This window comes from Streptomyces sp. AcH 505 (genome assembly GCF_000818175.1).
Classification (GTDB): domain Bacteria; phylum Actinomycetota; class Actinomycetes; order Streptomycetales; family Streptomycetaceae; genus Streptomyces.
This window is the reverse complement of record NZ_JTIY01000020.1, coordinates 1-19,034: the sequence shown is the minus strand read 5'-3', so window position 1 is coordinate 19,034 and position 19,034 is coordinate 1. Positions and strand designations below refer to the sequence as shown.

25 protein-coding genes are annotated in these 19,034 nt (G+C 60.7%); 12 read left to right on the top strand and 13 right to left on the bottom strand.

Going from position 1 to position 19,034, the window contains the following annotated elements:
* Together repC (HY68_RS38805) and HY68_RS44600 are read left to right on the top strand one after the other, a co-directional pair.
* The coding region (gene repC, locus HY68_RS38805; RefSeq protein ID WP_198533590.1) for a plasmid replication protein RepC at positions 1-1,193 on the top strand (1,193 nt) is incomplete at its 5' end.
* A 617-nt stretch (positions 1,194-1,810) separates the two neighbouring features.
* Entirely contained in the window at positions 1,811-2,143 is a 333-nt protein-coding gene (locus HY68_RS44600) for a single-stranded DNA-binding protein (protein WP_042002422.1), read from the top strand.
* Between the two features lie 72 nt (positions 2,144-2,215).
* On the opposite strand, the gene HY68_RS38795 is transcribed toward HY68_RS44600, so the two are convergent.
* Positions 2,216-2,611: a hypothetical protein gene (locus tag HY68_RS38795; RefSeq protein WP_198533588.1), complete on the bottom strand. Its 396-nt coding sequence runs from the start codon at positions 2,609-2,611 to the stop codon at positions 2,216-2,218.
* 86 nt (positions 2,612-2,697) lie between these two features.
* Positions 2,698-3,009 (bottom strand): helix-turn-helix transcriptional regulator, encoded by a 312-nt coding sequence (locus HY68_RS41680; RefSeq protein WP_078864249.1) that lies wholly within the window; start codon positions 3,007-3,009, stop codon positions 2,698-2,700.
* A 323-nt stretch (positions 3,010-3,332) separates the two neighbouring features.
* Here HY68_RS41680 and repC (HY68_RS41675) point away from each other — a divergent pair, with 323 nt between their 5' ends.
* Positions 3,333-4,571, top strand: coding sequence for a plasmid replication protein RepC (repC, locus tag HY68_RS41675; protein ID WP_198533587.1), 1,239 nt, complete (start codon positions 3,333-3,335; stop codon positions 4,569-4,571).
* An 80-nt stretch (positions 4,572-4,651) separates the two neighbouring features.
* Here repC (HY68_RS41675) and HY68_RS41670 read toward each other — a convergent pair whose 3' ends face one another.
* The 3 genes from HY68_RS41670 to HY68_RS43275 form a co-directional block, all read right to left on the bottom strand.
* Positions 4,652-5,065, bottom strand: a complete 414-nt coding sequence (locus HY68_RS41670; RefSeq protein WP_078864248.1) for a hypothetical protein — start codon at positions 5,063-5,065, stop codon at positions 4,652-4,654.
* The gene (locus HY68_RS38790) at positions 5,062-5,763 is read right to left on the bottom strand and encodes a ParA family protein (RefSeq protein ID WP_042002420.1); all 702 of its coding nucleotides are present in this window, start codon (positions 5,761-5,763) and stop codon (positions 5,062-5,064) included. Before HY68_RS38790 ends, HY68_RS41670 begins: the two co-directional genes overlap by 4 nt.
* A gap of 72 nt (positions 5,764-5,835) precedes the next feature.
* Positions 5,836-6,114, bottom strand: coding sequence for a hypothetical protein (locus tag HY68_RS43275; protein ID WP_157874603.1), 279 nt, complete (start codon positions 6,112-6,114; stop codon positions 5,836-5,838).
* A gap of 248 nt (positions 6,115-6,362) precedes the next feature.
* On the opposite strand from HY68_RS43275, the gene HY68_RS38785 reads away from it, so the two are divergent.
* Positions 6,363-6,788, top strand: a complete 426-nt coding sequence (locus HY68_RS38785; RefSeq protein ID WP_042002419.1) for a hypothetical protein — start codon at positions 6,363-6,365, stop codon at positions 6,786-6,788.
* A 332-nt stretch (positions 6,789-7,120) separates the two neighbouring features.
* Positions 7,121-9,130 (top strand): relaxase/mobilization nuclease domain-containing protein, encoded by a 2,010-nt coding sequence (locus HY68_RS38780; RefSeq protein WP_198533586.1) that lies wholly within the window; start codon positions 7,121-7,123, stop codon positions 9,128-9,130.
* A gap of 111 nt (positions 9,131-9,241) precedes the next feature.
* Here the strand turns inward: HY68_RS38780 and HY68_RS41665 are convergent, their stop codons facing one another.
* Positions 9,242-9,976, bottom strand: a complete 735-nt coding sequence (locus HY68_RS41665; RefSeq protein WP_078864247.1) for a LuxR family transcriptional regulator — start codon at positions 9,974-9,976, stop codon at positions 9,242-9,244.
* Between the two features lie 250 nt (positions 9,977-10,226).
* On the opposite strand from HY68_RS41665, the gene HY68_RS38775 reads away from it, so the two are divergent.
* The 6 genes from HY68_RS38775 (at position 10,227) to HY68_RS41660 (ending at position 14,737) form a co-directional block, all read left to right on the top strand.
* On the top strand, positions 10,227-10,886 hold the full coding sequence (locus HY68_RS38775) for a response regulator transcription factor (protein WP_042002417.1): 660 nt from the start codon (positions 10,227-10,229) through the stop codon (positions 10,884-10,886).
* 35 nt (positions 10,887-10,921) lie between these two features.
* Positions 10,922-12,196 carry an ATP-binding protein gene (locus HY68_RS38770; protein ID WP_198533585.1) on the top strand — a complete coding sequence of 425 codons (1,275 nt, stop codon included), beginning with the start codon at positions 10,922-10,924 and terminating at the stop codon, positions 12,194-12,196.
* Positions 12,197-12,329: 133 nt separating this feature from the next.
* On the top strand, positions 12,330-12,647 hold the full coding sequence (locus tag HY68_RS38765; RefSeq protein ID WP_042002415.1) for a PepSY domain-containing protein: 318 nt from the start codon (positions 12,330-12,332) through the stop codon (positions 12,645-12,647).
* A 79-nt stretch (positions 12,648-12,726) separates the two neighbouring features.
* Positions 12,727-13,485, top strand: a complete 759-nt coding sequence (locus HY68_RS38760; protein WP_042002414.1) for a membrane protein — start codon at positions 12,727-12,729, stop codon at positions 13,483-13,485.
* A gap of 165 nt (positions 13,486-13,650) precedes the next feature.
* Complete coding sequence (locus HY68_RS38755) at positions 13,651-14,445, top strand: membrane protein (protein WP_042002413.1); 795 nt, start codon at positions 13,651-13,653, stop codon at positions 14,443-14,445.
* A 40-nt stretch (positions 14,446-14,485) separates the two neighbouring features.
* On the top strand, positions 14,486-14,737 hold the full coding sequence (locus tag HY68_RS41660; protein ID WP_078864246.1) for a PilZ domain-containing protein: 252 nt from the start codon (positions 14,486-14,488) through the stop codon (positions 14,735-14,737).
* Positions 14,738-14,827: 90 nt separating this feature from the next.
* Here HY68_RS41660 and HY68_RS38750 read toward each other — a convergent pair whose 3' ends face one another.
* Both HY68_RS38750 and HY68_RS38745 read right to left on the bottom strand, forming a co-directional pair.
* Positions 14,828-15,031, bottom strand: a complete 204-nt coding sequence (locus HY68_RS38750) for a hypothetical protein (protein ID WP_042002412.1) — start codon at positions 15,029-15,031, stop codon at positions 14,828-14,830.
* A gap of 9 nt (positions 15,032-15,040) precedes the next feature.
* Complete coding sequence (locus tag HY68_RS38745) at positions 15,041-15,802, bottom strand: TMEM165/GDT1 family protein (RefSeq protein ID WP_078864245.1); 762 nt, start codon at positions 15,800-15,802, stop codon at positions 15,041-15,043.
* 297 nt (positions 15,803-16,099) lie between these two features.
* On the opposite strand from HY68_RS38745, the gene HY68_RS38740 reads away from it, so the two are divergent.
* Complete coding sequence (locus HY68_RS38740) at positions 16,100-16,714, top strand: undecaprenyl-diphosphatase (RefSeq protein ID WP_042002411.1); 615 nt, start codon at positions 16,100-16,102, stop codon at positions 16,712-16,714.
* 103 nt (positions 16,715-16,817) lie between these two features.
* Here the strand turns inward: HY68_RS38740 and HY68_RS41655 are convergent, their stop codons facing one another.
* The 5 genes from HY68_RS41655 to HY68_RS38730 all read right to left on the bottom strand — a co-directional run bounded on the left by HY68_RS41655 (position 16,818) and on the right by HY68_RS38730 (position 18,973).
* A complete protein-coding gene (locus tag HY68_RS41655; RefSeq protein ID WP_078864244.1) occupies positions 16,818-17,483 on the bottom strand; it encodes a tyrosine-protein phosphatase in 666 nt (221 codons plus the stop codon).
* A complete protein-coding gene (locus HY68_RS43270) occupies positions 17,480-17,656 on the bottom strand; it encodes a hypothetical protein (RefSeq protein WP_157874602.1) in 177 nt (58 codons plus the stop codon). Before HY68_RS43270 ends, HY68_RS41655 begins: the two co-directional genes overlap by 4 nt.
* Positions 17,653-18,318 (bottom strand): 2,3-bisphosphoglycerate-dependent phosphoglycerate mutase, encoded by a 666-nt coding sequence (locus tag HY68_RS41650; RefSeq protein WP_198533584.1) that lies wholly within the window; start codon positions 18,316-18,318, stop codon positions 17,653-17,655. The genes HY68_RS43270 and HY68_RS41650 overlap by 4 nt, the downstream gene beginning before the upstream one ends.
* 63 nt (positions 18,319-18,381) lie before the next feature.
* Entirely contained in the window at positions 18,382-18,762 is a 381-nt protein-coding gene (gene crcB / locus HY68_RS38735) for a fluoride efflux transporter CrcB (RefSeq protein WP_042002410.1), read from the bottom strand.
* A 4-nt stretch (positions 18,763-18,766) separates the two neighbouring features.
* Positions 18,767-18,973, bottom strand: coding sequence for a hypothetical protein (locus HY68_RS38730; protein WP_042002409.1), 207 nt, complete (start codon positions 18,971-18,973; stop codon positions 18,767-18,769).
* Between the last annotated feature and the right edge of the window lie 61 nt (positions 18,974-19,034).

Genomic DNA, 19,034 nt, shown 5'->3' with positions numbered 1-19,034 from the left:
CGCTGACGCTTGCCCACGTGGCAAGCCAAATGGTGGCCACCGCGCGGCCACCCGAGAAGGTCGTACACAAATGGAAGATCTTTCATGCCATCTGCACAGCGCGGCCGCGCCTGGGCGTCTCCGAGCGCTCGTTATCGGTCTTGAACGCGCTGCTGACCTTCCACCCCGAGACCGCGCTTACCGGTGAAGACGACCTGATCGTCTTCCCGTCGAACCATCAGTTGTCGCTGCGGGCGCATGGGATGCCGGCATCGACACTGCGGCGTCACCTCGCGGTTCTCGTCGATGCCGGCCTGGTCGTCCGGCGCGATAGCCCCAACGGCAAGCGCTATGCGCGTAAGGGCAGCGCCGGCGAGATCGAACTGGCGTTTGGTTTCGACATATCGCCACTGGTTGTTCGATCGGAGGAGTTCGAGAGTCTGGCGGCCGACATCGAGGCAGAAGCGCGGGCGCTCAAGCTTGTCCGGGAGCGGATCACGCTGTGCCGGCGGGACATTGCCAAGATGATCGCCACCGGCATCGAGGAAGATGTTCCGACACGTCGAGACGGGCAGGGGCCGGCCGATTGGCAGGAAGTCCATGCCGCCTTCCGCTCGATCGTCGATCAGATTCCACGCACCGCAACGAGGCAAGAACTCGAGCCGATCGCCGAAGAGCTGTCACAGCTTGCAGATGACGTCCTCAATCTTCTGGAAACACACATCAAATCCACTGATTCAAGCGCCAATGAGTCCCATACTGAGCGCCACATACAGAATTCAAATACAGATCCCCTAATTGATCTTGAACCTAGCCTTCGAGAAGGCAGGGCGGCGAGGGCGGAGCCCAAACCTCAACCACCGAGGGTGGCGGAAGGGACGTATCCGTTGGGAATGGTGCTGAACGCTTGCCCAGACATCGTGGATTACGCCAAGGGCGGGATTTCGAACTGGCGGGATTTGCTCGCGACCGCCGCAGTGGTTCGATCGATGCTGGGGATCAGTCCGAGCGCCTGGGAAGAGGCGCAAACTGTGCTGGGCGAGACGCCGGCTGCGATTGTCGTCGCGTGCATCCTGCAGCGCGGCGCTGCGATCAGATCCGCCGGCGGCTATCTCCGCGGACTGACCCGGAAAGCGGAGGCCGGAGAATTTTCGCTCGGCCCGATTTTGATGTCGCAGATCAATTCGCGTCTCAACGAAAAGCGCCGGGCGTGACGCGATGACGGCCTCATCTCCACATCCTCGTTTTGCCCTGCGTTCTCGAGCTTGGACCATGGGCGCACCTGACTGCGAACGGTTGATCGAGCGACCCGCGTGTCGCAGAAAACTGAAACTGCGCGGCCGTTCCACACTGCTCGATCTCTCTGCCGCGGGCCGTGCGCGTCCTGGGAATCGCCAAGACGATCGTACTCGTCAGGACAGGTCGGCGCTTCCGAAATGTCGTCCGTCGGCAAATGTGCGAAACGCCGCGATGCCCACATGGCCGTCCTTTTGGTTGCGCCGACCGAAGATCCGGGCACTGGCGGCGATGGCAGGTCGTTCTCCCGTTCGGGCTGTTGCTCCGGTTGCATGGCTGGATTCCTATGGCCGTCGACGGCACGTCGGCCCCTGGAGCCAAGAATTTTCCCCTGCCGGTTTCCCCCGCAAGCGGGGACCCCGACCGGCATTCCTCGCGCATGCGCCTGCGGCGCCAAAATTCGTGGCTCCGGCCGGGGCGCAGCGCTGCGCTTGCCCTCCGCTCGCCTCTGGCGGCTCCGGCTCTGTTTCGTCTTCCCGGCCATGAACGGATCGCCATCGCAACGGGGCACAGCCCCACAGAAGAGAGAAAGACAATGCGCAATATCGCCGAATTCACCCTCATCGGTCGGGTCGGAACCATCAAGCAAGTCGGCAAGACCCTTCGCGTCAGCATCTGCGCCAACTACCCATTCAAGGGCGACAAAGGCCAGTGGAGGGACGACGCGCACTGGAACGAGGTCACAATCTTCACGAAGGCGATCCAGTCCTACGTGAGCGAGCACGTCAGCAAGGGCGATCTGGTCCATGTGCGCGGACGGCTTCGGCAGAGCAGCTTCGAACGCGATGGCCAACGGGTCTACACGGTCGATCTCATCGCTCACGAGCTCGGCCGATTGGCGCAAGCCAGCGAACGCGCCGCGGCATAGCGAATACCGGGGAGGCTTCGGCCTCCCCGCCGCTCCTACCTGAAGGCCGGCGCCCGACGCGAATCCGGTCCGCTACGAAGGAAGTTTTCGCGATCGTGTCTGCCGCGCGAGACCGCGGTCGGCCCGATTTTTCTTGCCGATTGCGGAGACCAGCTCGTCGTAGTTGACGCCGCTTTTCTTAAGAGCGCGGCGCGCATCCGCGGCCTCGAAACCTAAGAGCTCGAGCACGCTCATGTTCAGGCTCGAGGCAATCCGCTCCATCGTCCTCAGCGTTGGATTCCCGATGCCGCGCACGATTGTGTAGTAGGTGCCGCGCGCCAACCCCGTCTTTGGCAGGAAGGCTTCCATGCCGCCGTTTTCGATCTCGAGCTGTTGCAGGCGGATCGCCAGCATCTCATTCAGGATCGAATGATCGACGGGCAGCGGCTTGCGAACAGGCGGCATCGTTTGACTGGCTTTCGGGTCCACGCGAGGAAACGACGGGGAACATACACGAATCCCGAGGTCCAGTATATTGGACGTTGGAAACTGTACAGGCAAGTCTTTGAAACGACTCACGTTGCCGCGTGTCTATCCCTGATGTCCGGGCGCCGGGCTCCGGCCGAATTGGTCAATTGGCGCAGCAGTCGCAAGGGATCGACCCCCGCCCGCTCAGCGATGAGCTCGATGTAATCGAGGCTAGGATTCGCCGCCGACGTCATCAAGTGAAAGTAGCTTGATCGCGGAATGCCGAGCTGCTCCGCGAATTCCCGCCGGCTCAGCCCCGATTCCAGCCTGAGCGCTTCCAATCCTGCCTGGAACGCACTCCGCAAGGTGCTGCCTTGCGCTGCGTGAGCTGCCTTTCGGCGGCAACGCTTGTCGCTCATCGCTGATTCCTCGCGCATTTCCAACGCAAACCGTTCCGTCGATCCGCCAAGCCTACACGTTGGACGGCAGACCAACATTCAATATAATAGACGGATTCGATTCAACCAAGATTCGATTCAACCAAGAGAGGTGCGTTCGGACAAAGAAAAACCCGGCAGAGCCGGGTCTCTCGTGAGGATGAGCGGGCTGGCGATGCCAATCGCCAACAATGCCCCTAACGCATGAAGGCATTTTAGCCCGCGCCATCCGACAGTTCAAGAGGACTCGCGTTTTTACGCCACGGTCTTTGTTTGCCCCGCGCTCTCCCAACGAGAGGACGCGAATGGAGATGCTTGACCAAAATCCGATCACGCCGTTTGGACGGCGACCGCTATCGCTCAGCACCGTAAAGGTGCAGCGCGACGTCAGAGATTGTCCCCACGGCAAGCCCGTACACAAATGGCAGGTGTTCCGAAACATCTGCGAGGCACGGACATCGCTGCCGGTTTCTGACCGCACACTCGCGGTTCTCAATGCGCTGCTCTCATTTCATCCTGACACGGTGTTGACCGCCGGCGCCGCCGATCTCGTCGTATTCCCGTCAAATCGTCTTCTCGCGTTACGCGCCCACGGAATGGCCGCCTCGACGTTGCGCCGCCACCTTGCAGCGCTGGTCGATCACGGGCTCGTTCTCCGACGCGATAGTCCGAACGGCAAACGCTACGCACGCAAGGCGAGCTCCGGCGATATCGAGCAGGCCTTTGGCTTCGATCTTGGGCCGATCGTGGCCCGGTCCGATGAATTCGCCGCTCTGGCCGAGGCCGCGATCGCCAAACGCCAGGCGCTTGGCATTCTTCGCGAACAGATGACCTTGGCGCGGCGTGACATCGCCAAGATGATTGCAACTGGTGTGGAGCAGGGCGTCGCCGCCGATTGGGCCTCCTATCATCGGACGTTCCGAGAGATCCTGACCCGGCTTCCTCGCGTCCCGAAATGTGAGATTCTTGAGCCCATCGTTGTCGAACTGGTGAGCTTGGCAAAAGCGATCGTCAAAGCTCTCGAACAACATCTTGATCCGATCGAGCCCGTCCCGCCAACTTCACCGGCCGATCGGACTCAGAACTCAAGCCCGGAGGAGCCTAGTTCATCCGAACCTGACCCGGCACCGGGCGCCCATGAGATGGCTGACCCCAGCAACGCTCGAACCGCCAGCGCAATCCCTATTCGCATGGTGGTCGAACTCTGTCCCGACATCGTCGACTATGCGCGCGGTGGCATCCGCACCCCGCAGGATCTCATTGCGACCGCATCCACCGTTCGTTCCATGCTCGGCATTAGTCCAAGCGCCTGGGAGGAAGCCCGCATCGCAATGGGCGATGGACAAGCCAGTGTAGTGCTCTCGGCCATTCTGCAACGGGGCAACGCCATCAAGAATCCAGGAGGCTATCTCCGAATCCTGGCCCGGCGCGCCGCAGCGGGCAAATTCTCGGTCTGGCCGATGCTCATGGCGCTTCGGCGGCAAGGGCAAGCTGCCCGTGACAGAGACCCACCCTCATCTTCCTTCCCGGACGACTTTTCGTAAAGGTGATCCTGCTTGTGTCGCTTCCCTCATTTGGTGCGTCGCGTGGCCGCGAACATGCGGCCTCAGCGCGGACATCTCTGTCAGGTTTCGCGCGACGGCGGCAAGCGGCCGATCCGTTTGAGGTGGTCGTAGACAATGCGGTCGATGATTCGAAGCGGATGTGTTCGCTCCTCGGCGGCCATTTGACGGACCACAAGGTCGATCGCATCGGGGAAGCGCAACGCGTAAGGTCGCGATGAGGATCGCTCGCCATAGGCATCGAATGGATTTCGATCGCGGGCTTTCTGAGGGCGCGACGGCGTGCGTGCGGACGCGCTATCCGTCGACGTCGAATGCGCTACTGGCGCGGCGACCTGATCTTCATACGCAGGCGTCACGACGACCGGCTTTGCCGCGGGGGTATCGGTCGGCGCCGTGTTTACGCGATGAGCGCGGAACGCGTCGCGGGGCAGGGGAGGACGATCGGGTTTCTCTGCAGAGGCGGGATCCGTCATGCGGCGCTGTCGCCCTCGCCGGCACCCTGGCTTGCCGCGAGCAATTCGCGGACGACCTGATCGGCGTTGTAACGGGCCTTGCGGACCGATTCGTCCTTGTTGCTCATCTGGTACAACGTGCCGTGTCCACTTGTCATGGTGCGATAGGTGACGCGCCGGTACAGGGCATTGGCGCAGACGGGAACTTTTTCTGCATCGAAATAGGCGACGACCTCCTTGAGGGGGCGGGTGTTTCTGTCGAGGCTGTCATATTCGTTGAACAGAACGCGATGCTGGCTCATCGGCAGCGTTGAACTGGCCGCATGCTGTTCGAGATTGCGGATGGTGCGCACGACCTGCGAGGCATCGAAGGTGTGCACCTTGCAAGGCAAGACGACGAGATCAGCTCGCAGTGTCGCCTGAATCAGGACGTCGCCATAATAGCCGGGGGTGTCGATCACGACGACGTCGTAGCCGTCCAGACGATCGATCGCCGGGGCGAGGGCCTTTTCATCAGGCGCGCGCACGAGGTCCACGCCCTGCGGGCTCAAGCCCCGCGCGATCGATGACGCATGCCATTGGTAAGACGACCCCTGCGGATCGGCATCGACGATGGCGGCCGAATAGCCGTGCTTGGCGAACTCGCCGGCGAGGATGATCGCGACGGTCGTCTTGCCGCTCCCACCCTTCGGGTTTGCCACGGCGAAAATGCTTGGCACTTGGACCTCCGTTCGGCGCTTCGCTAATTAGTGTGTGGAACGACAACATACAAAATAATGAACGTTCGGCAATCACGCATTATCTCTTTTCGGTAGATCGCGATTGCCGCCTTGCCGCAAGGCGCTGATGGGCCAATCGGGCATTTCGCAAATGCGGTGCTGCGTCATTGTCGCGATATCGGAAGCGGTTGTTACGGTATTGATGGGTTCGCATTCTGCGGGATTGCGATCTTGTCCAGTCGCGGTGTTTCCGTGTTTGGGTGGTTCGGCAATCGCGACATGAGACAACGCGGCAGTGCCATATTGCGGTATTGCCGCAATCGGGAGCTTATGGAAGGCACTGCGCGCCATAAGGTTGGAGAGTTCCTTCGGACAGCTCTTTCAGACGCGTGCGCCCTTCGTGCCCTGAGCATCTAACATTCAGTGTATTAGATATTGGTTGACAAGATACCGGTTTGTGGGCCAAACCGGGAAACGGCTGCTGAGCGCAGCCGAAGGCGCTTTGGCGCGACGCCGGCGTCCTGAGAGAACGCTCGGCGTATTCGGCTCCGGTCTGACGACCGACGAGCCGCTCAACCGGGAAGAGGGTGGGGACGCCGATGGCTGGCTCCGCAGGACTGAGACGCAAGCCGAGGCTTCGGACCGAGCTGTCCGAAACGGATGAGCAGCGTCTACAGGAGGCCGTCGCGTTGTTCGGCTTGCCGAAAGCCGAGGTGGTGCGTCGGCTGATCCGCGCCTCCGTCCAAGCAGGCCCCGCTTTGTCGACCGAAAACACGCGCGCTGTTGTGGAGTTGGCGAGCCAGGTGCGCATGGTCGGCCGCAATCTCGCGCAAGTCGTCAAGGCGATTCACCGCGGCCAAGCCGTTCGCATCGAAGACACCGAGCCGGTGTGGCGAGGGCTGCACGAGGTCATCGCGGCGATCAACGACGAGCTGACCGAGATGACGGTCGCCTACGGGTCGAAACTACGTCGCGAGGCCAAGCTCGCGCTGCCGGCGGAGATCTCAGGCGAGGAATTGACTTGAGCCGTGCCGCACAGATCGTCTGGTGGCTTGAACAGGTCGAGGCGGCGCGTCGGGCAGTCGCGGAGGCGCGCGCGGAACGTCGGCGGCCGCGTCAGCCGGGCGGGTTGGACGATAACGTCGGCGCACGGCAAGTACACGTCGCGCCGCTTCCCAAGATGCCGCCGGCACAAGATATCATTCGCGGCGCGACAATCACGGGCGAGCGGGATGAGGAGCGGGCTCGCTCGATCCCGGCCGCGAGCGGAGGTGCCGGCGCAGGCCCTGGGGCCTCACCTTCGCGTGGGGCGCGGGGCCCGATCTCCGGAGGAAGCAGCGCCGGTGCTGGAGCCGGAGTGAACTCGACCGGGGGAGGGCAGGGCGGTCCCCTTGGTCGAGCCCGGCAGCTCGCTGCCGGCTACCAGCCTGCCGTCATCAAGGTGGTTTCTTATGCGCGCGGTGCCGCGCGCGCCACGGCGACCGGCCAGTATGTGCAGCGCGAGGATGTTACGCTTGAGACCCATGACGGGCGGCTGTTGACGGACCGGGAGGCCGTGGCCGAGGAGATGAAGGCCTGGTCGACCGACTTTTCGAAGCGCGCGGAAAGCCAAGACGTCGGCGCATTCCGTCTCAAGGTTGCAGGTGTTGCAGATAACACCGAAGGCCGAGCGATTTACGAGAAGGCGATCGCGTCCGCGTTCTCCGGACATCGCCACGCGACCCGCATCGATGTCGACGATAAGGGACAGCTCGAGGCGCACGTTGTCGCGGCCATGGCCGGGAGCGGCAAGGAGCGGTTCCGCATTCGAGAGGCTCAGGCCGCCGATCAGGAATACGACGCCAGACCACGCCGTCTCGATTCCGTTTCAGATGCCGCGGTTCGTGCCAGGATCGCAGCGGCCACAGGCATTGATGCGGAGACTGTGGTCATTCGGCCCGGGGCGACGAGCCATGGCCGCGATGGCGTCACCTACAGGCTCAACAAGCTGATTGAGCGGGGTCCGGCGACCGACGATCGCGGGAAGAGCCTGTCCAACGTGGCGGATGCGCGGATTTCCGCCCGCGAATGGGGGCTGTCGCTTCGATCGCAATCCGCGCGCGATACCATGCACATGATCATTTCGGCGAAGGCCGGAACTGATGTGGCGGCCTTGATCGACGCAGCGCGCGCCTTCCTGCACGACCGCTTTGCCGATCACAAATTCATGTTTGGCGTTCACACGGATAAGGAATCTTCCGGGCACATCCACGCTCACGCCGTCATCACCGTGAAGAACGAATCCGGCCAGAAGATCCATCCCAATCGGGACACTTTTGCGGAGTGGCGCGAGGTCTACGCAAAGCATGCGCAGGCGCAGGGCCTGAAGATTGTCGCCACCTCGGCGAAAGAGCGAGCCTCGTCGCAAAGTTATGGCCCGAAGGACAAAGCGATCGTCGACGCCGCCGATCGGCCACGCCCGGCACGCGCAGCCCGCGATCGCGCCTACGCCGCGGATCCCGCCAATCAGCGTCTCATCGACAATGCCCGGCAGCGGATCCGGACGGCGAAAACCAACCCTATCCGCCTGCCGATGTCAGCGCCCGACCGCAAAGTCGTGAACGAGAGTATCGTCGCCTGGAAGGCTGTTGCGGTGGAGCAGCCATCAAACAGGATGGCAAAGGATATGCTCGAACGGCTGTTGATGGCGCAGACCGTTGGGGCCATCCTTCACACAATCGGCAAGCGTGTGGAGTTTTTGACCAGGGAGAGCGAGATGCCAATTACATCGGAGCAGATGGTCCAGGATTTACGCATCATGAATGATGCGGTCTCCCGGACTAGCGATCTCTTAGATGGAGAGACGAAGCCGCAATTTCGCGAAACGTCGGGGCGCTACCTGGAAACGCTCGCCAATCGTATTGATCTGCAACGCCTGCAGGAGCGTGGCGTACAGCAACTCAGCCCGGCGGACGTCGAGGCTGTAGTTGGCGCGAACGCCGATCGGCTCATCGAGCACGCCCAGGAAATCCGCGTCAAGGAAGAACGGGAAGCGACATCTGCGGAGCGTCTCGCGAATCGTGCAATCGACGTCGAGCGGGGGCAGGAGGCGCGAGGGAGTATTGATCCTACTTCGCAAGAGGAATTGAAAGCGGAAAGGGCCATCGTTGTTGGCTCGCAACAATCCGCGGCGCGTGAAGCTCGAGAGGCGGCCGCGGCGGTCGAGGCAGCGCAGGCGATCGCGGAACATCCGGCGCAGCCGCTGCCAATATCCCTGATCCAGACCGATGCCTTGGCGAAGCTTCGCGCGGAGCAGGAAAAAATCGTGCGTGAGCTCGAAGCCGAAAAGCCAAGCTTGCAATCAATCAAGGGCCAAAGGCGAAGTTGAGGGGCGAATATTACCAGCGATCTCTAAAAGGAATCGCAAATATGATTGCTACGCGTTTGAACGCGCTCGCTGAGGGTGACTGAAATGTTCCTGGAGTTTGCGACGGAGATCCTAGCCCAAAATCTTTAGACGCATGGCGATTGCGATCGCATGTGTCTTGTTAACAGCATCAAGTTTCTCGCGAGCGGAAGCGATGTGTTTCGCTACCGTCGGTCGAGAAATGCCGAGAATGACCGAGATTTCCCAATCGGTTTTTCCCTCCCCAGCCCAGAGAAGACAGTCAAATTCACGAGGTGAAAGCTTATTGCTGCGCGTTGATCTCGGACGACGCAAACTCAACCAATGCCCGATGGCAAAATTTGCAAGAAACGTAAGGGCTGATCGGTCGTTACTGCTGAGATCGTCCTTTGCTCCGCCGAAGGACAATGCGGCTGACCGCTGATCAAGCGTCGTGACCGGGATCACGAAGCCTTCGACTAACCCGAAGTCGGCAGCTTCCCCTCCGATTATCCGCGCGTTGTCTGGCTCCGAACACGACTTGTAACTTTCAGCCCAGGAAAAGGCATTTCGATCCTTTTGAAGGCGACCAACGATCGGGTCGCGCGGAAGATAATTTTGAGCGACGTATCTGGTCGCCCAGGCTTTGGGAAAATGTTGCACCATAGAGCGGGTTCGAATCTCGGTCCTTGAATTTTGCATATCAGCTGGTGGTACGATTCCACCAAATACTGAAGCAAACCCGTAACTATTGGCGATACTTATAAGACAATCTTGAAGGGCGCTTTGGTCGACCGCTTGCTCTATCAGCGAGATAACTTCCCAGGTGCTCCAAAATAAGTCTGTCATTCTCAGGCCCCCCGCGACTGATCATGTTCCGAGTAGATCCGTCTCGCAAAAGGCGGATGAGAGGGTCTCCCGCGACGCGCGAGATTCTAAGTGCAGAAGTGGTTCGGTATAGCGGTCAGGCGGCGCCATTATCAAACCAAGAAAAATGTTACTGGAATTCGGCGAAAGAGGAGTGTGATATTTTGTGTTTATCGCCAGCTATAGAACCTGGTTCTCGTGTGTACGGTGCCTGTAGGTTCGGGGTTTAGCGATGCGCGTTCTGCTTTTGGAAGATGATGCGATGATCGGCGAGGGCCTTTCCCGGACGCTTGCGGAGGAAGGCATGTCGGTGGATTGGGTGCGCGCCGGCGGAGAGGCGGAAGCCGCGCTCGCCGATGGCGGACATGCGATTGTGCTGCTCGACCTCGGGCTGCCGGGCGCTGAAGGTTTCGATCTTTTGAAGGCGGCGCGGAGCCGGGGGTTCGATACACCTGTGCTGATCATCACGGCGCGCGACGGGCTTGATTCTCGGGTGGCCGGGCTCGATCTCGGCGCGGACGACTATCTCGTCAAACCGTTCGAGACACGGGAGTTGCTCGCCAGAATGCGGGCAGTCCTCCGCCGCCGGGCGGGCAGAGCGACATCCTATTTGGTGGCCGGCGCGATTGAGCTCAACACCGAGACTCATGAGTTGTCGCATGCTGGCATCGGGCAAGTTCTGCCTGCCCGCGAGTACGCTTTGATGCACGCCTTGATGGAGCGCCCGGGTCGTATTCTTTCCCGCGCACAGGTGGAAGAGCGTATTTACGGCTGGGGAGAAGAGGTGGAAAGCAACGCGGTCGATGCCCTGATCTACTCCATTCGACGCAAATTCGGGAAGAACATCATCTTCAATGTGAGGGGGGCGGGCTGGATGGTACAAAAATCATGACGACGGTATCGCTCCGGCGAGCAACCCTTGTCTCGATGACCGTCCTTCTGGCCTTGGTCGGCGCCGCCGCGATGTTGCTCGCCTACAAGCTTGCACGTGACGAAGCTGCTGATTTTCTTGACGGACAGTTACGCCAGGTCGCACTCAACGCCGGCTTGGGTCTTCCCGATGCTGACGCGCCGCCGGCCAGCGATCAGGATCCGGAAGATCAGATTGCGGTAACGATCTGGAAGCGCGGCGTCGTTGCCCACACCACGCTTCGCGGCGTCGAAATCGCGCGGCCGAGGAAGCCCGGCTTTGAAAATGTCGTCATCGCAGGCGAGCCCTGGCGGGTCTATTCGACGGACAACGACACCTGGACCGTGCAGGTCGCGCAGCGCGACACGGTTCGTCAGGAATTTGCCCGAAGTGCCGCCGTGGGGGCCGCGGCGCCCATTCTGATCGTCATACCGCTGTCCTGGCTCGTCGTCGGTTGGGCGCTGAACCGGATGCTTGGACGGCTGGACACTCTGGCGCGGGATATTGCGAATCGAAGCGCGGTGGCGGCCGCAGCCATTCCCCTCACCGGAATTCCGATCGAAGTGGCGCCCTTGGTCGAAAGCATGAACGGCCTGATCGTGCGCCTGCGCGCCGCCGTGGAAGCGCAGAAGCGATTTCTCTCCGACGCGGCGCATGAACTCCGCACCCCGCTCGCCGCGATGCAAATCCAGGTTGATAACCTCAAGATCAACAGTTCCGGCTCGGTCGGAGCGGAATTCGAAGCTGGCAAGGCGGCACTTGCGCAGGGCGTAAGGCGCGCGAGCGCCCTCGTCGGTCAACTGCTGCGGCTGGCTCGCCTTGATGAGCCCGTAGCACCCCTCAGCGAAACGGTTGAGGTGGGTCCGCTGCTGCTTGACTGCGTCGGCGATCATGTGGTGCTGGCCGAACACAAGGGCATCGATCTCGGGGCCCAGATGGAGACGTCCGCGACGCTGCATGGTTCGGTCGAGGAATTGCGCGTTCTGTTCGCAAATCTGATCGATAACGCCGTGCGGTACACGCCATCTGGCGGGCAGGTGGACATTTCCCTGACTCTGCGCGACGGGCGAAGCGTTGTCGAGGTTCTGGATACGGGTACCGGTTTGCCGCCCGGCGCCATTTCCCGCATCTTCGATCGGTTCTATCGCGCGTCGCCGCCGGACGTCGAGGGAACCGGTCTGGGGCTGGCGATCGCGCGGCGAATTGCCGAGCGCAATGGTCTTGTCCTGACCGTCGAGAACCGCCCCGACGGGGCAGCCGGCGTTCTCGCGCGTGTCACATTACCGGCATAGCGCCCTTTTCTCTTCTCGCCGCACCCAGGCTCATTCTGTCCTCAGTCTCCGGGGCCATGGTCACCTCATCGGAGCGGGCCGTCGCCGACGCGTCGCGCATCCGTCCGCAAGCGGGGGCGAATCGGAGAGACACATGATCAGGACTACCCCGTACCGCCTGGGCGCCTTGGGCGCCGCAGGTATCTTGCTGGCGCTCATGGTGCCAGCGCTGGCCTACACCGGTCAAAAGCTTGCCGGTCAAGCGAAGGTCACCATCACGCAGGCCCGGGAAACCGCCCTCAAGGCCCATCCCGGGAAAGTCACCGACGAAGAGCTTGAGCGCGAATCCGGAGGCAGCGGCCTGCGTTATTCGTTCGACATCAAGAACGGCTCGCGGACGCAGGAAGTCGGCGTCGATGCCGCGAGCGGCAAGGTGCTCGAAAACAAGACAGAAGGTCCCCATCCGGACTGACCCGCAGCATGGTCCCACGAACAAACCCGGTGCGTCCTCGCACGCGCCGGGTGGCCGGCTACATAACGGAAATGCAATCATGACCCCAGCCCAGAAATTCGCATTGAGCAAAGTCCCTGAAGTCACGCTCGGCTTCTGGATCATCAAAATTCTTGCCACAACGCTCGGCGAAACCGGCGGTGACACCGTCACCATGACGCTGAACTGGGGTTATTTGGCGGGGACAGCCTTGTTCGCGGTGCTGCTCATCGCCTTCGTGATAGCACAGATCGTAGCGAAACGCTTTCACCCCTTTCTTTACTGGGCGACCATCGTGGCCTCGACCACCTTCGGCACCACGATGGCCGACTTCGCCGACCGGTCGCTCGGGATCGGTTATACCGGCGGCTCATCGCTGCTGTTTCTCTGTCTCGTGAGCGTCCTCGGGCTTTGGTACTGGTCGGAAGGAACCGTCTCCGTCAATACCGTCTCCACGCCGAAGGTCGAGGCGTTTTACTGGGGAGCGATCACGTTCTCGCAAACCCTCGGGACTGCGCTCGGCGACTGGCTGGCCGACACCGGCGGCCTTGGCTATGAAGGGGGCGCTCTCGTCTTTGCGGCCGGGCTGGCCGTCGTTGTCGCACTCTATTATCGCACAAACGTGTCGCGGGTGCTGCTGTTCTGGGCGGCCTTCATTCTGACCCGTCCGCTCGGCGCGACGGTTGGCGACTTTCTCGATAAACCGGTCGCTGCCGGGGGTCTCAGTCTCAGCAGACCGCTCGCATCGGCCGTGATCGCAGCCTTCATCCTTGCGTGCCTGATCCTGTTGCCGCAGCGCGCGGGCAAGCATCCGGCGTGACGCTACTGCGTCGGCTCTCAAGCGATGGCGATCCTCATGAGCGTTCGCAAATTTTCAAGCCTGGCGCGTCGAGCGATGCAGGATCCGTAGCCGTCTGAGAACGGCTCCCACGTTCAATTTGTCAATTTGTCGTTCAATCTGCATCGTCGTTTCGGAGAAAGCCGCATGGACAGAATCTTCAGCACAGAAGCCAGCAAGGTGCCGGCAATCACGCTTGGATTCTGGGTCGTCAAGATATTCGCGACCACTCTGGGCGAGGTGGGCGGCAACGCGGTGACGTTGACGTTGGGTCTCGGTTATCTGATCGGCACCGCAATCTTTGCCACCGTATTGATTGTGGCCGTGGGTGCTCAGATAAGGGCGATGCGATTTCAGCCCTTCCTGTACTGGGCAGCCATCACGGCGACCACGCTCGCCGGAACGACGCTTGCCGATTTGGTCGATCGTTCGCTCGGCATTGGCTATCTTGGCGGCTCCCTGTCGCTCTTCACGATGGTCATGGCGACATTGGGCTTGTGGTATTGGTCGCTCGGCTCCGTCTCCGTCGAAACCGTTACGTCGCCCAAAGTCGAAGCGTTCTACTGGGCGACCATCATGTTCTCGCAGACCCTCGGCACGGCGCTCGGCGACTGGATGGCCGATGACACCGGGCTCGGTTACAACGGCAGCGCGCTTGTGATTGCCCTCGTCTTGGCAATCGTCGCCGTTCTTTATTTCTTCACGAAAATGTCCCGCACCACGTTGTTCTGGGCGGCTTTCATCCTGACGCGTCCGCTGGGCGCCACAATCGCCAACTCGCTTGACAAGCCGGTCGCCGCCGGGGGGCTTGCTGTCGGCGACTTTTCCGCCTCGGCAGCCCTCATCGTCGTCATCGCCGTTTGTATTCTCGTCATTCCGCAGCGGCCGGGGCGGCATCCCGGCGCATATTCGCGAGTCCCCGAAATTCGCGCACTCGATTGATAGCGGAATAGAAGCCCGACGTCACCGAAGGAGTTCTGGAATGGAGGAGCATCGTTCCACACCGCGCCGCCGGGTCTTGAAGGCTGCGACAATCTCGTTCCATGGAGGCGCGATCAGTTGCACGGTTCGGAATCTTTCCGAGTACGGCGCCTTGCTCGACGTGACGTCACCGATCGGAATTCCCGACGTCTTTTCGCTGGTAATGGACAGCGGCCCGCAGCATTGCCGGGTGATCTGGCGCAAGGAGAAGCGTATCGGCGTTCGCTTCACTGGGGCGAATAGCGAAAAATAGGAAAGACCATGTACGCTCGATCGCTTCGCGACGTGCCCGAAAGGCGCTCATCAGACGGTCGATATAATCGATCATGCCGTGACGAAATCCCTAGGCCCTATGCCGCCGGACACTCTCGGCGAGAATTGCAGCAAGACCGGCGAACAGGATTGCGCCACCCCAGGCCGAACCGGCCGTCAGCCGTGGCAGCACAAGCCACGCGATGCCAAGCCAAGCAACGATTGTGATAGCGAAGCTGCCGTCATCCACGAACAAACCGAAAAGCTCTCGAATGATCGTCCTGAACCAGCGCATGCGGAACTCCTATCGTTTCGCGGTGCCGCGCGCGCCCGAGCGCATCCGGCAAAGCGGGGTTGCGATCGATGCGACGATCAGGAAGCCAGCGACGAGACCGAGGATCGACCAATCCTGACCGGGCCATCGAAGTCCCATGCCTTCGCCGACCCAGAAAGTGCCAAACGCGGAGAGCAACACCCCGACCATAAACTTCAGCGTATTCTCGGGAATGGACGCCAAGGGCTTGTGAACGACAAAGCCAAGCAGCACGACGACAAGCAGCGCGGCGAGCGCCCCCATGCTCGCTGGAACAAGCAAGCCCACGCCGCCGGAACCGACAGCGATAACGATGAAAACCACCTCAATGCCCTCGAGCATCGTGATCTTAAAGGCCGTTGCGATAGCCACCTTGTCCCATCCCCGCCCACGCTTCCCAAACTTGCGCAGCGATTCCGTTTGCCTGGAATAGATCGCGTCCTCATCATGCAAAGGAATAACGCCGGCGGAACGCAGAATCGCCTTGCGGAGCCATCGCATTCCGAAGAGGAGCAGAAGCACTCCGACCGCGAGTTGGAGCACATCCAGCGGAATACGCGTGAGCGCTGGACCGATAGCTATCACGATAGCCAGCAGCACGCCAAGCGCGGTCCCGCTCCCAATCAATGCAGCGCTCCAGCCGCGAACGGCGCCAACCGCCAGCACGACGGTCAGAGCCTCGACGCACTCAACGAGCGAGGCCAGGAATGCCGCTATTACCGATGGCCAAACATGCGCCCAATCCACGATCACGTTGATTCTTCCAGTGAGAATTCGCGGACAGCGCCCGAACGCGATCCGATGAAAAACGAACGCAAGGACGCTGAGTTGTATCTTATCTATTTCGGTCGGTAGGTGCTTCGAGAACGATGCCGATGCTTGGCAACTTCGGAAATTGTGATGACTTGTCTTTCCGAAGAATGGCCGGTCGGCGTCGAAAGTGCCAAGATTGGCATCGATTTCGCTCTGGTCTCAGCCGGCACTCCATCTCGGACAAGATGACTTGAACCTTCCTCCCGCGCCCATGCCGGCGCATTCCTGAGAGGCGCAATGGAAACCTGGAATACCGCACTTTTTCTGGCCCTCAATGCCCCGGCTTCAGCGAATGTCGTAACGATAGCGTTCGCCAAGGTAGCCGCGGAATATCTCGTTTATGTGGCTGCCGTTTTGGCGGTCTGCTTGTGGGTGCGGGGATCGCGCGACCAACGCGATGCGTTGATTTCGATCGGGACCGGACTCCTGACCGCGTTTGCACTGAGCTGGACCATTAGCCTTCTCTGGTATCATCCACGCCCCTTCGCGATAGGCTTGGGCCATACCCTTCTGGCCCACTCGCCCGACAGCTCGTTTCCGAGCGATCACACTACATTCCTTTGGATCTTCGGCTTCGGTCTCCTCGTCACGCGAGTACAGCGCGGGTGGGGATGGGCACTGGTCCTCGCTGGTCTTGCGACGGCCTGGGCTCGAATCTACGTGGGCGTTCACTTTCCCCTCGATATGGCCGGATCCGCCATTGTCGCGGCCACAGGTGCTGTCGTGGCAAGGGTCGTTCACCTGCACGTTACAGCCCATCTCTTGCCGCTGATCGAGAGGCCTTACGAATACCTGCTTCAGGCGTTGCGTTTGCCCCGGGCGATTTTCCCCCGCGGCCTCTCGGATCGATGAAGCGGCTCGAGGTGATGCCCGTCAATGCGTACCAGCCGTTCGTAATCTCGATCTCAGCATCATCTTGCTTCGCTTCATGTTTTCTGCCTCGGCCTCGATTACATCACTCAGGTTTCGGCAAGCCACCGGCCGAAAGCCGCCCGTATGTTCGGTCCATGGCGATCGATCGGCTTCCGAGCCAGGGAAAATGCCCGTAGCGGAACGAGATTTGATGAGCTGCAATATCGGCAGGGCGCCTTTCGACAAACCGCTCAAACAAGGCTGCCGCCAGCCCAGTCCGATCGGAGCCGCTTTGACAGTGGATCAATATCGGTCGTGGCGCGGTACGCATCGTCTCCATCAGTTTAGCGATCGTCGCATCCGCCGGATCCTGTAGGGCCGACATTCGAACATCCGCGTGAGACGCTCCATGTGCGGTCGTAACCGCCACTTCGTTGTCGTACCACCAGGACCCGCTATTTGCGCCGCGCAGATTGATCACCGATTTGATGCCGTAAGCGTCCATCACATCGGCCAACTTCTGCCCGTTCAACTGTGCGGAGCGGTAAAGCACCCCGGGTTCGACGACGTGAACATTGCCGACCAGTTGAAGGCCGATGGCCCAACCGCCGGCAAGCCCGGCGCAAACGAGAAGCGCATTCGTCGTATAGGTCAGGCCGCGGCCAACCGGATGAAATTTCAAAAACTGGTTCGATGCCGCAATGCAAGCGAGACAGGACGTCCCGATATTCGTTTGGCGCGCCCACTTGTGCGACTTTCCCTCGATCATTGGGAGTTTCCGATATACGCCATCGGAGGCGCCGCGCGATCGAACTCGGCCTCCTGATTACGAACCCATGCGACGGCGTCGAGTCGCCGACCGATGGCGGTCGCGTTCTTCTCGATTGCATCGAGGGCGAAGCATTGGATCGGCATTGCCGATACGAATGTGGGAAATGTCATGTTTCACCTGATGCCAGTGAGACTTGCCTTTGCGCGACGGTCGTATCGGCAGCGAGGCGATGAAGATGAATATCGCCCGTCGCGAACTCGACCGAGGTGACAGATTCGGGCGATAGCCTGTCGAGAACCATGACCAGCGAGCGCAGGCTGTTTCCATGGGCGACAACTAACGTCCTGTCGCCACGCATGACTGCGGGCAAGATCGTTTGGATGAAGAATGGCAATATTCGTGCGGACGTATCCTTCAGGCTCTCTCCGCCCGGCGGCGCTACATCATAGGAGCGGCGCCACAGATGAACTTGATCGTCGCCCCAACGCGTTCGAGCCTCGTCCTTGTTCAGACCGGTGAGATCGCCGTAGTCTCGCTCGTTGAGTGCGGCATTGCGACACTGCCGTACATTGGCTTGCCCCATGTTCTCCAGGATGATCGAACACGATTGCCATGCCCGTCGAAGCCTTGAAGTGAAGGCGATATCGAACCGAACATCCAACGCTTGCAACCGTTGCGCAACACCGCTGGCTTCGGCAATTCCCCGTTCCGTCAGACCGAGATCGCGCGAGCCAGTGAAGATGCTCTTCAGATTTCCCTCGCTTTGGCCGTGCCGGACGAGGACGAGACGCCGGTCGATCGATGGCTGCGTAGCAGGATTGTCAAAGGACATGCGCGCTCCTTTGCGTCGGCCAAACGGCGTCCCTCGCGACATGCCTTTGCCGATGTAACCCTTTCAAGAAATTAAACTCCGCGTCGCCCAGAGTCCGATGAACAACGCCGTAGCAGACGCCAACACCGAAGCCAGAACGTAAAAGGCGAGGACCACCAACTCGCCGCGCTCATAAAGCAGGGCGACGTCGAGCGAGAACGACGAAAAGGTAGTGAAGCCGCCAAGAATGCCGGTCGCGAGAAACAACCGCCAGTGCTGGGAGGCGCTTCCGCTCGCCATGAAATAGCCGGCGATCAAACCCATCGCCAGCGACCCCACGATGTTGACGATCAATGTGCCGTAGGGAAAATTCAGATCGAAGACGCGAGCGGACCAGACGTTGACTCCATGTCGGAAAGCACCGCCGATGCCAGCGCCAAGGAACACGATCAGATACGCTTGCATCGCGCTATCTTCGATTCTTCGCGCGCGACCGCGCTTCGAAGATAGCGGTGACTAGTCCGAGGACAAGCAGGCCGCCGACGAGGTCGTAGGCCACGCCCAATCCGAACGCGAGAAAACAGACCGCGGCGACGGCAGCAAGAATTGACGCGGCAAAGCCATCGCCCGCGATCAATTTAAGCCATTCGCGCAATTGCCTGGTAAGAATGTCCATGCGGCTGCCCTTGCAATCATCGAAGGGCAACAAAAAACCCGCCTATGGCGGGTTAAACAAA

Excerpts from the sequence above, each read along its gene's own strand:
- HY68_RS44600 (WP_042002422.1), top strand. The coding sequence starts at position 1,811 with ATGCGCAATATCGCCGAATTCACCCTCATCGGTCGGGTCGGAACCATC.
- HY68_RS41680 (WP_078864249.1), bottom strand. The coding sequence starts at position 3,009 with ATGAGCGACAAGCGTTGCCGCCGAAAGGCAGCTCACGCAGCGCAAGGC.
- repC (WP_198533587.1), top strand. The coding sequence starts at position 3,333 with ATGGAGATGCTTGACCAAAATCCGATCACGCCGTTTGGACGGCGACCG.
- HY68_RS41670 (WP_078864248.1), bottom strand. The coding sequence starts at position 5,065 with ATGACGGATCCCGCCTCTGCAGAGAAACCCGATCGTCCTCCCCTGCCC.
- HY68_RS43275 (WP_157874603.1), bottom strand. The coding sequence starts at position 6,114 with ATGGCGCGCAGTGCCTTCCATAAGCTCCCGATTGCGGCAATACCGCAA.
- HY68_RS38785 (WP_042002419.1), top strand. The coding sequence starts at position 6,363 with ATGGCTGGCTCCGCAGGACTGAGACGCAAGCCGAGGCTTCGGACCGAG.
- HY68_RS41665 (WP_078864247.1), bottom strand. The coding sequence starts at position 9,976 with ATGACAGACTTATTTTGGAGCACCTGGGAAGTTATCTCGCTGATAGAG.
- HY68_RS38775 (WP_042002417.1), top strand. The coding sequence starts at position 10,227 with ATGCGCGTTCTGCTTTTGGAAGATGATGCGATGATCGGCGAGGGCCTT.
- HY68_RS38770 (WP_198533585.1), top strand. The coding sequence starts at position 10,922 with ATGACCGTCCTTCTGGCCTTGGTCGGCGCCGCCGCGATGTTGCTCGCC.
- HY68_RS38765 (WP_042002415.1), top strand. The coding sequence starts at position 12,330 with ATGATCAGGACTACCCCGTACCGCCTGGGCGCCTTGGGCGCCGCAGGT.
- HY68_RS38760 (WP_042002414.1), top strand. The coding sequence starts at position 12,727 with ATGACCCCAGCCCAGAAATTCGCATTGAGCAAAGTCCCTGAAGTCACG.
- HY68_RS38755 (WP_042002413.1), top strand. The coding sequence starts at position 13,651 with ATGGACAGAATCTTCAGCACAGAAGCCAGCAAGGTGCCGGCAATCACG.
- HY68_RS41660 (WP_078864246.1), top strand. The coding sequence starts at position 14,486 with ATGGAGGAGCATCGTTCCACACCGCGCCGCCGGGTCTTGAAGGCTGCG.
- HY68_RS38750 (WP_042002412.1), bottom strand. The coding sequence starts at position 15,031 with ATGCGCTGGTTCAGGACGATCATTCGAGAGCTTTTCGGTTTGTTCGTG.
- HY68_RS38740 (WP_042002411.1), top strand. The coding sequence starts at position 16,100 with ATGGAAACCTGGAATACCGCACTTTTTCTGGCCCTCAATGCCCCGGCT.
- HY68_RS41655 (WP_078864244.1), bottom strand. The coding sequence starts at position 17,483 with ATGATCGAGGGAAAGTCGCACAAGTGGGCGCGCCAAACGAATATCGGG.
- HY68_RS43270 (WP_157874602.1), bottom strand. The coding sequence starts at position 17,656 with ATGACATTTCCCACATTCGTATCGGCAATGCCGATCCAATGCTTCGCC.
- HY68_RS41650 (WP_198533584.1), bottom strand. The coding sequence starts at position 18,318 with ATGTCCTTTGACAATCCTGCTACGCAGCCATCGATCGACCGGCGTCTC.
- crcB (WP_042002410.1), bottom strand. The coding sequence starts at position 18,762 with ATGCAAGCGTATCTGATCGTGTTCCTTGGCGCTGGCATCGGCGGTGCT.
- HY68_RS38730 (WP_042002409.1), bottom strand. The coding sequence starts at position 18,973 with ATGGACATTCTTACCAGGCAATTGCGCGAATGGCTTAAATTGATCGCG.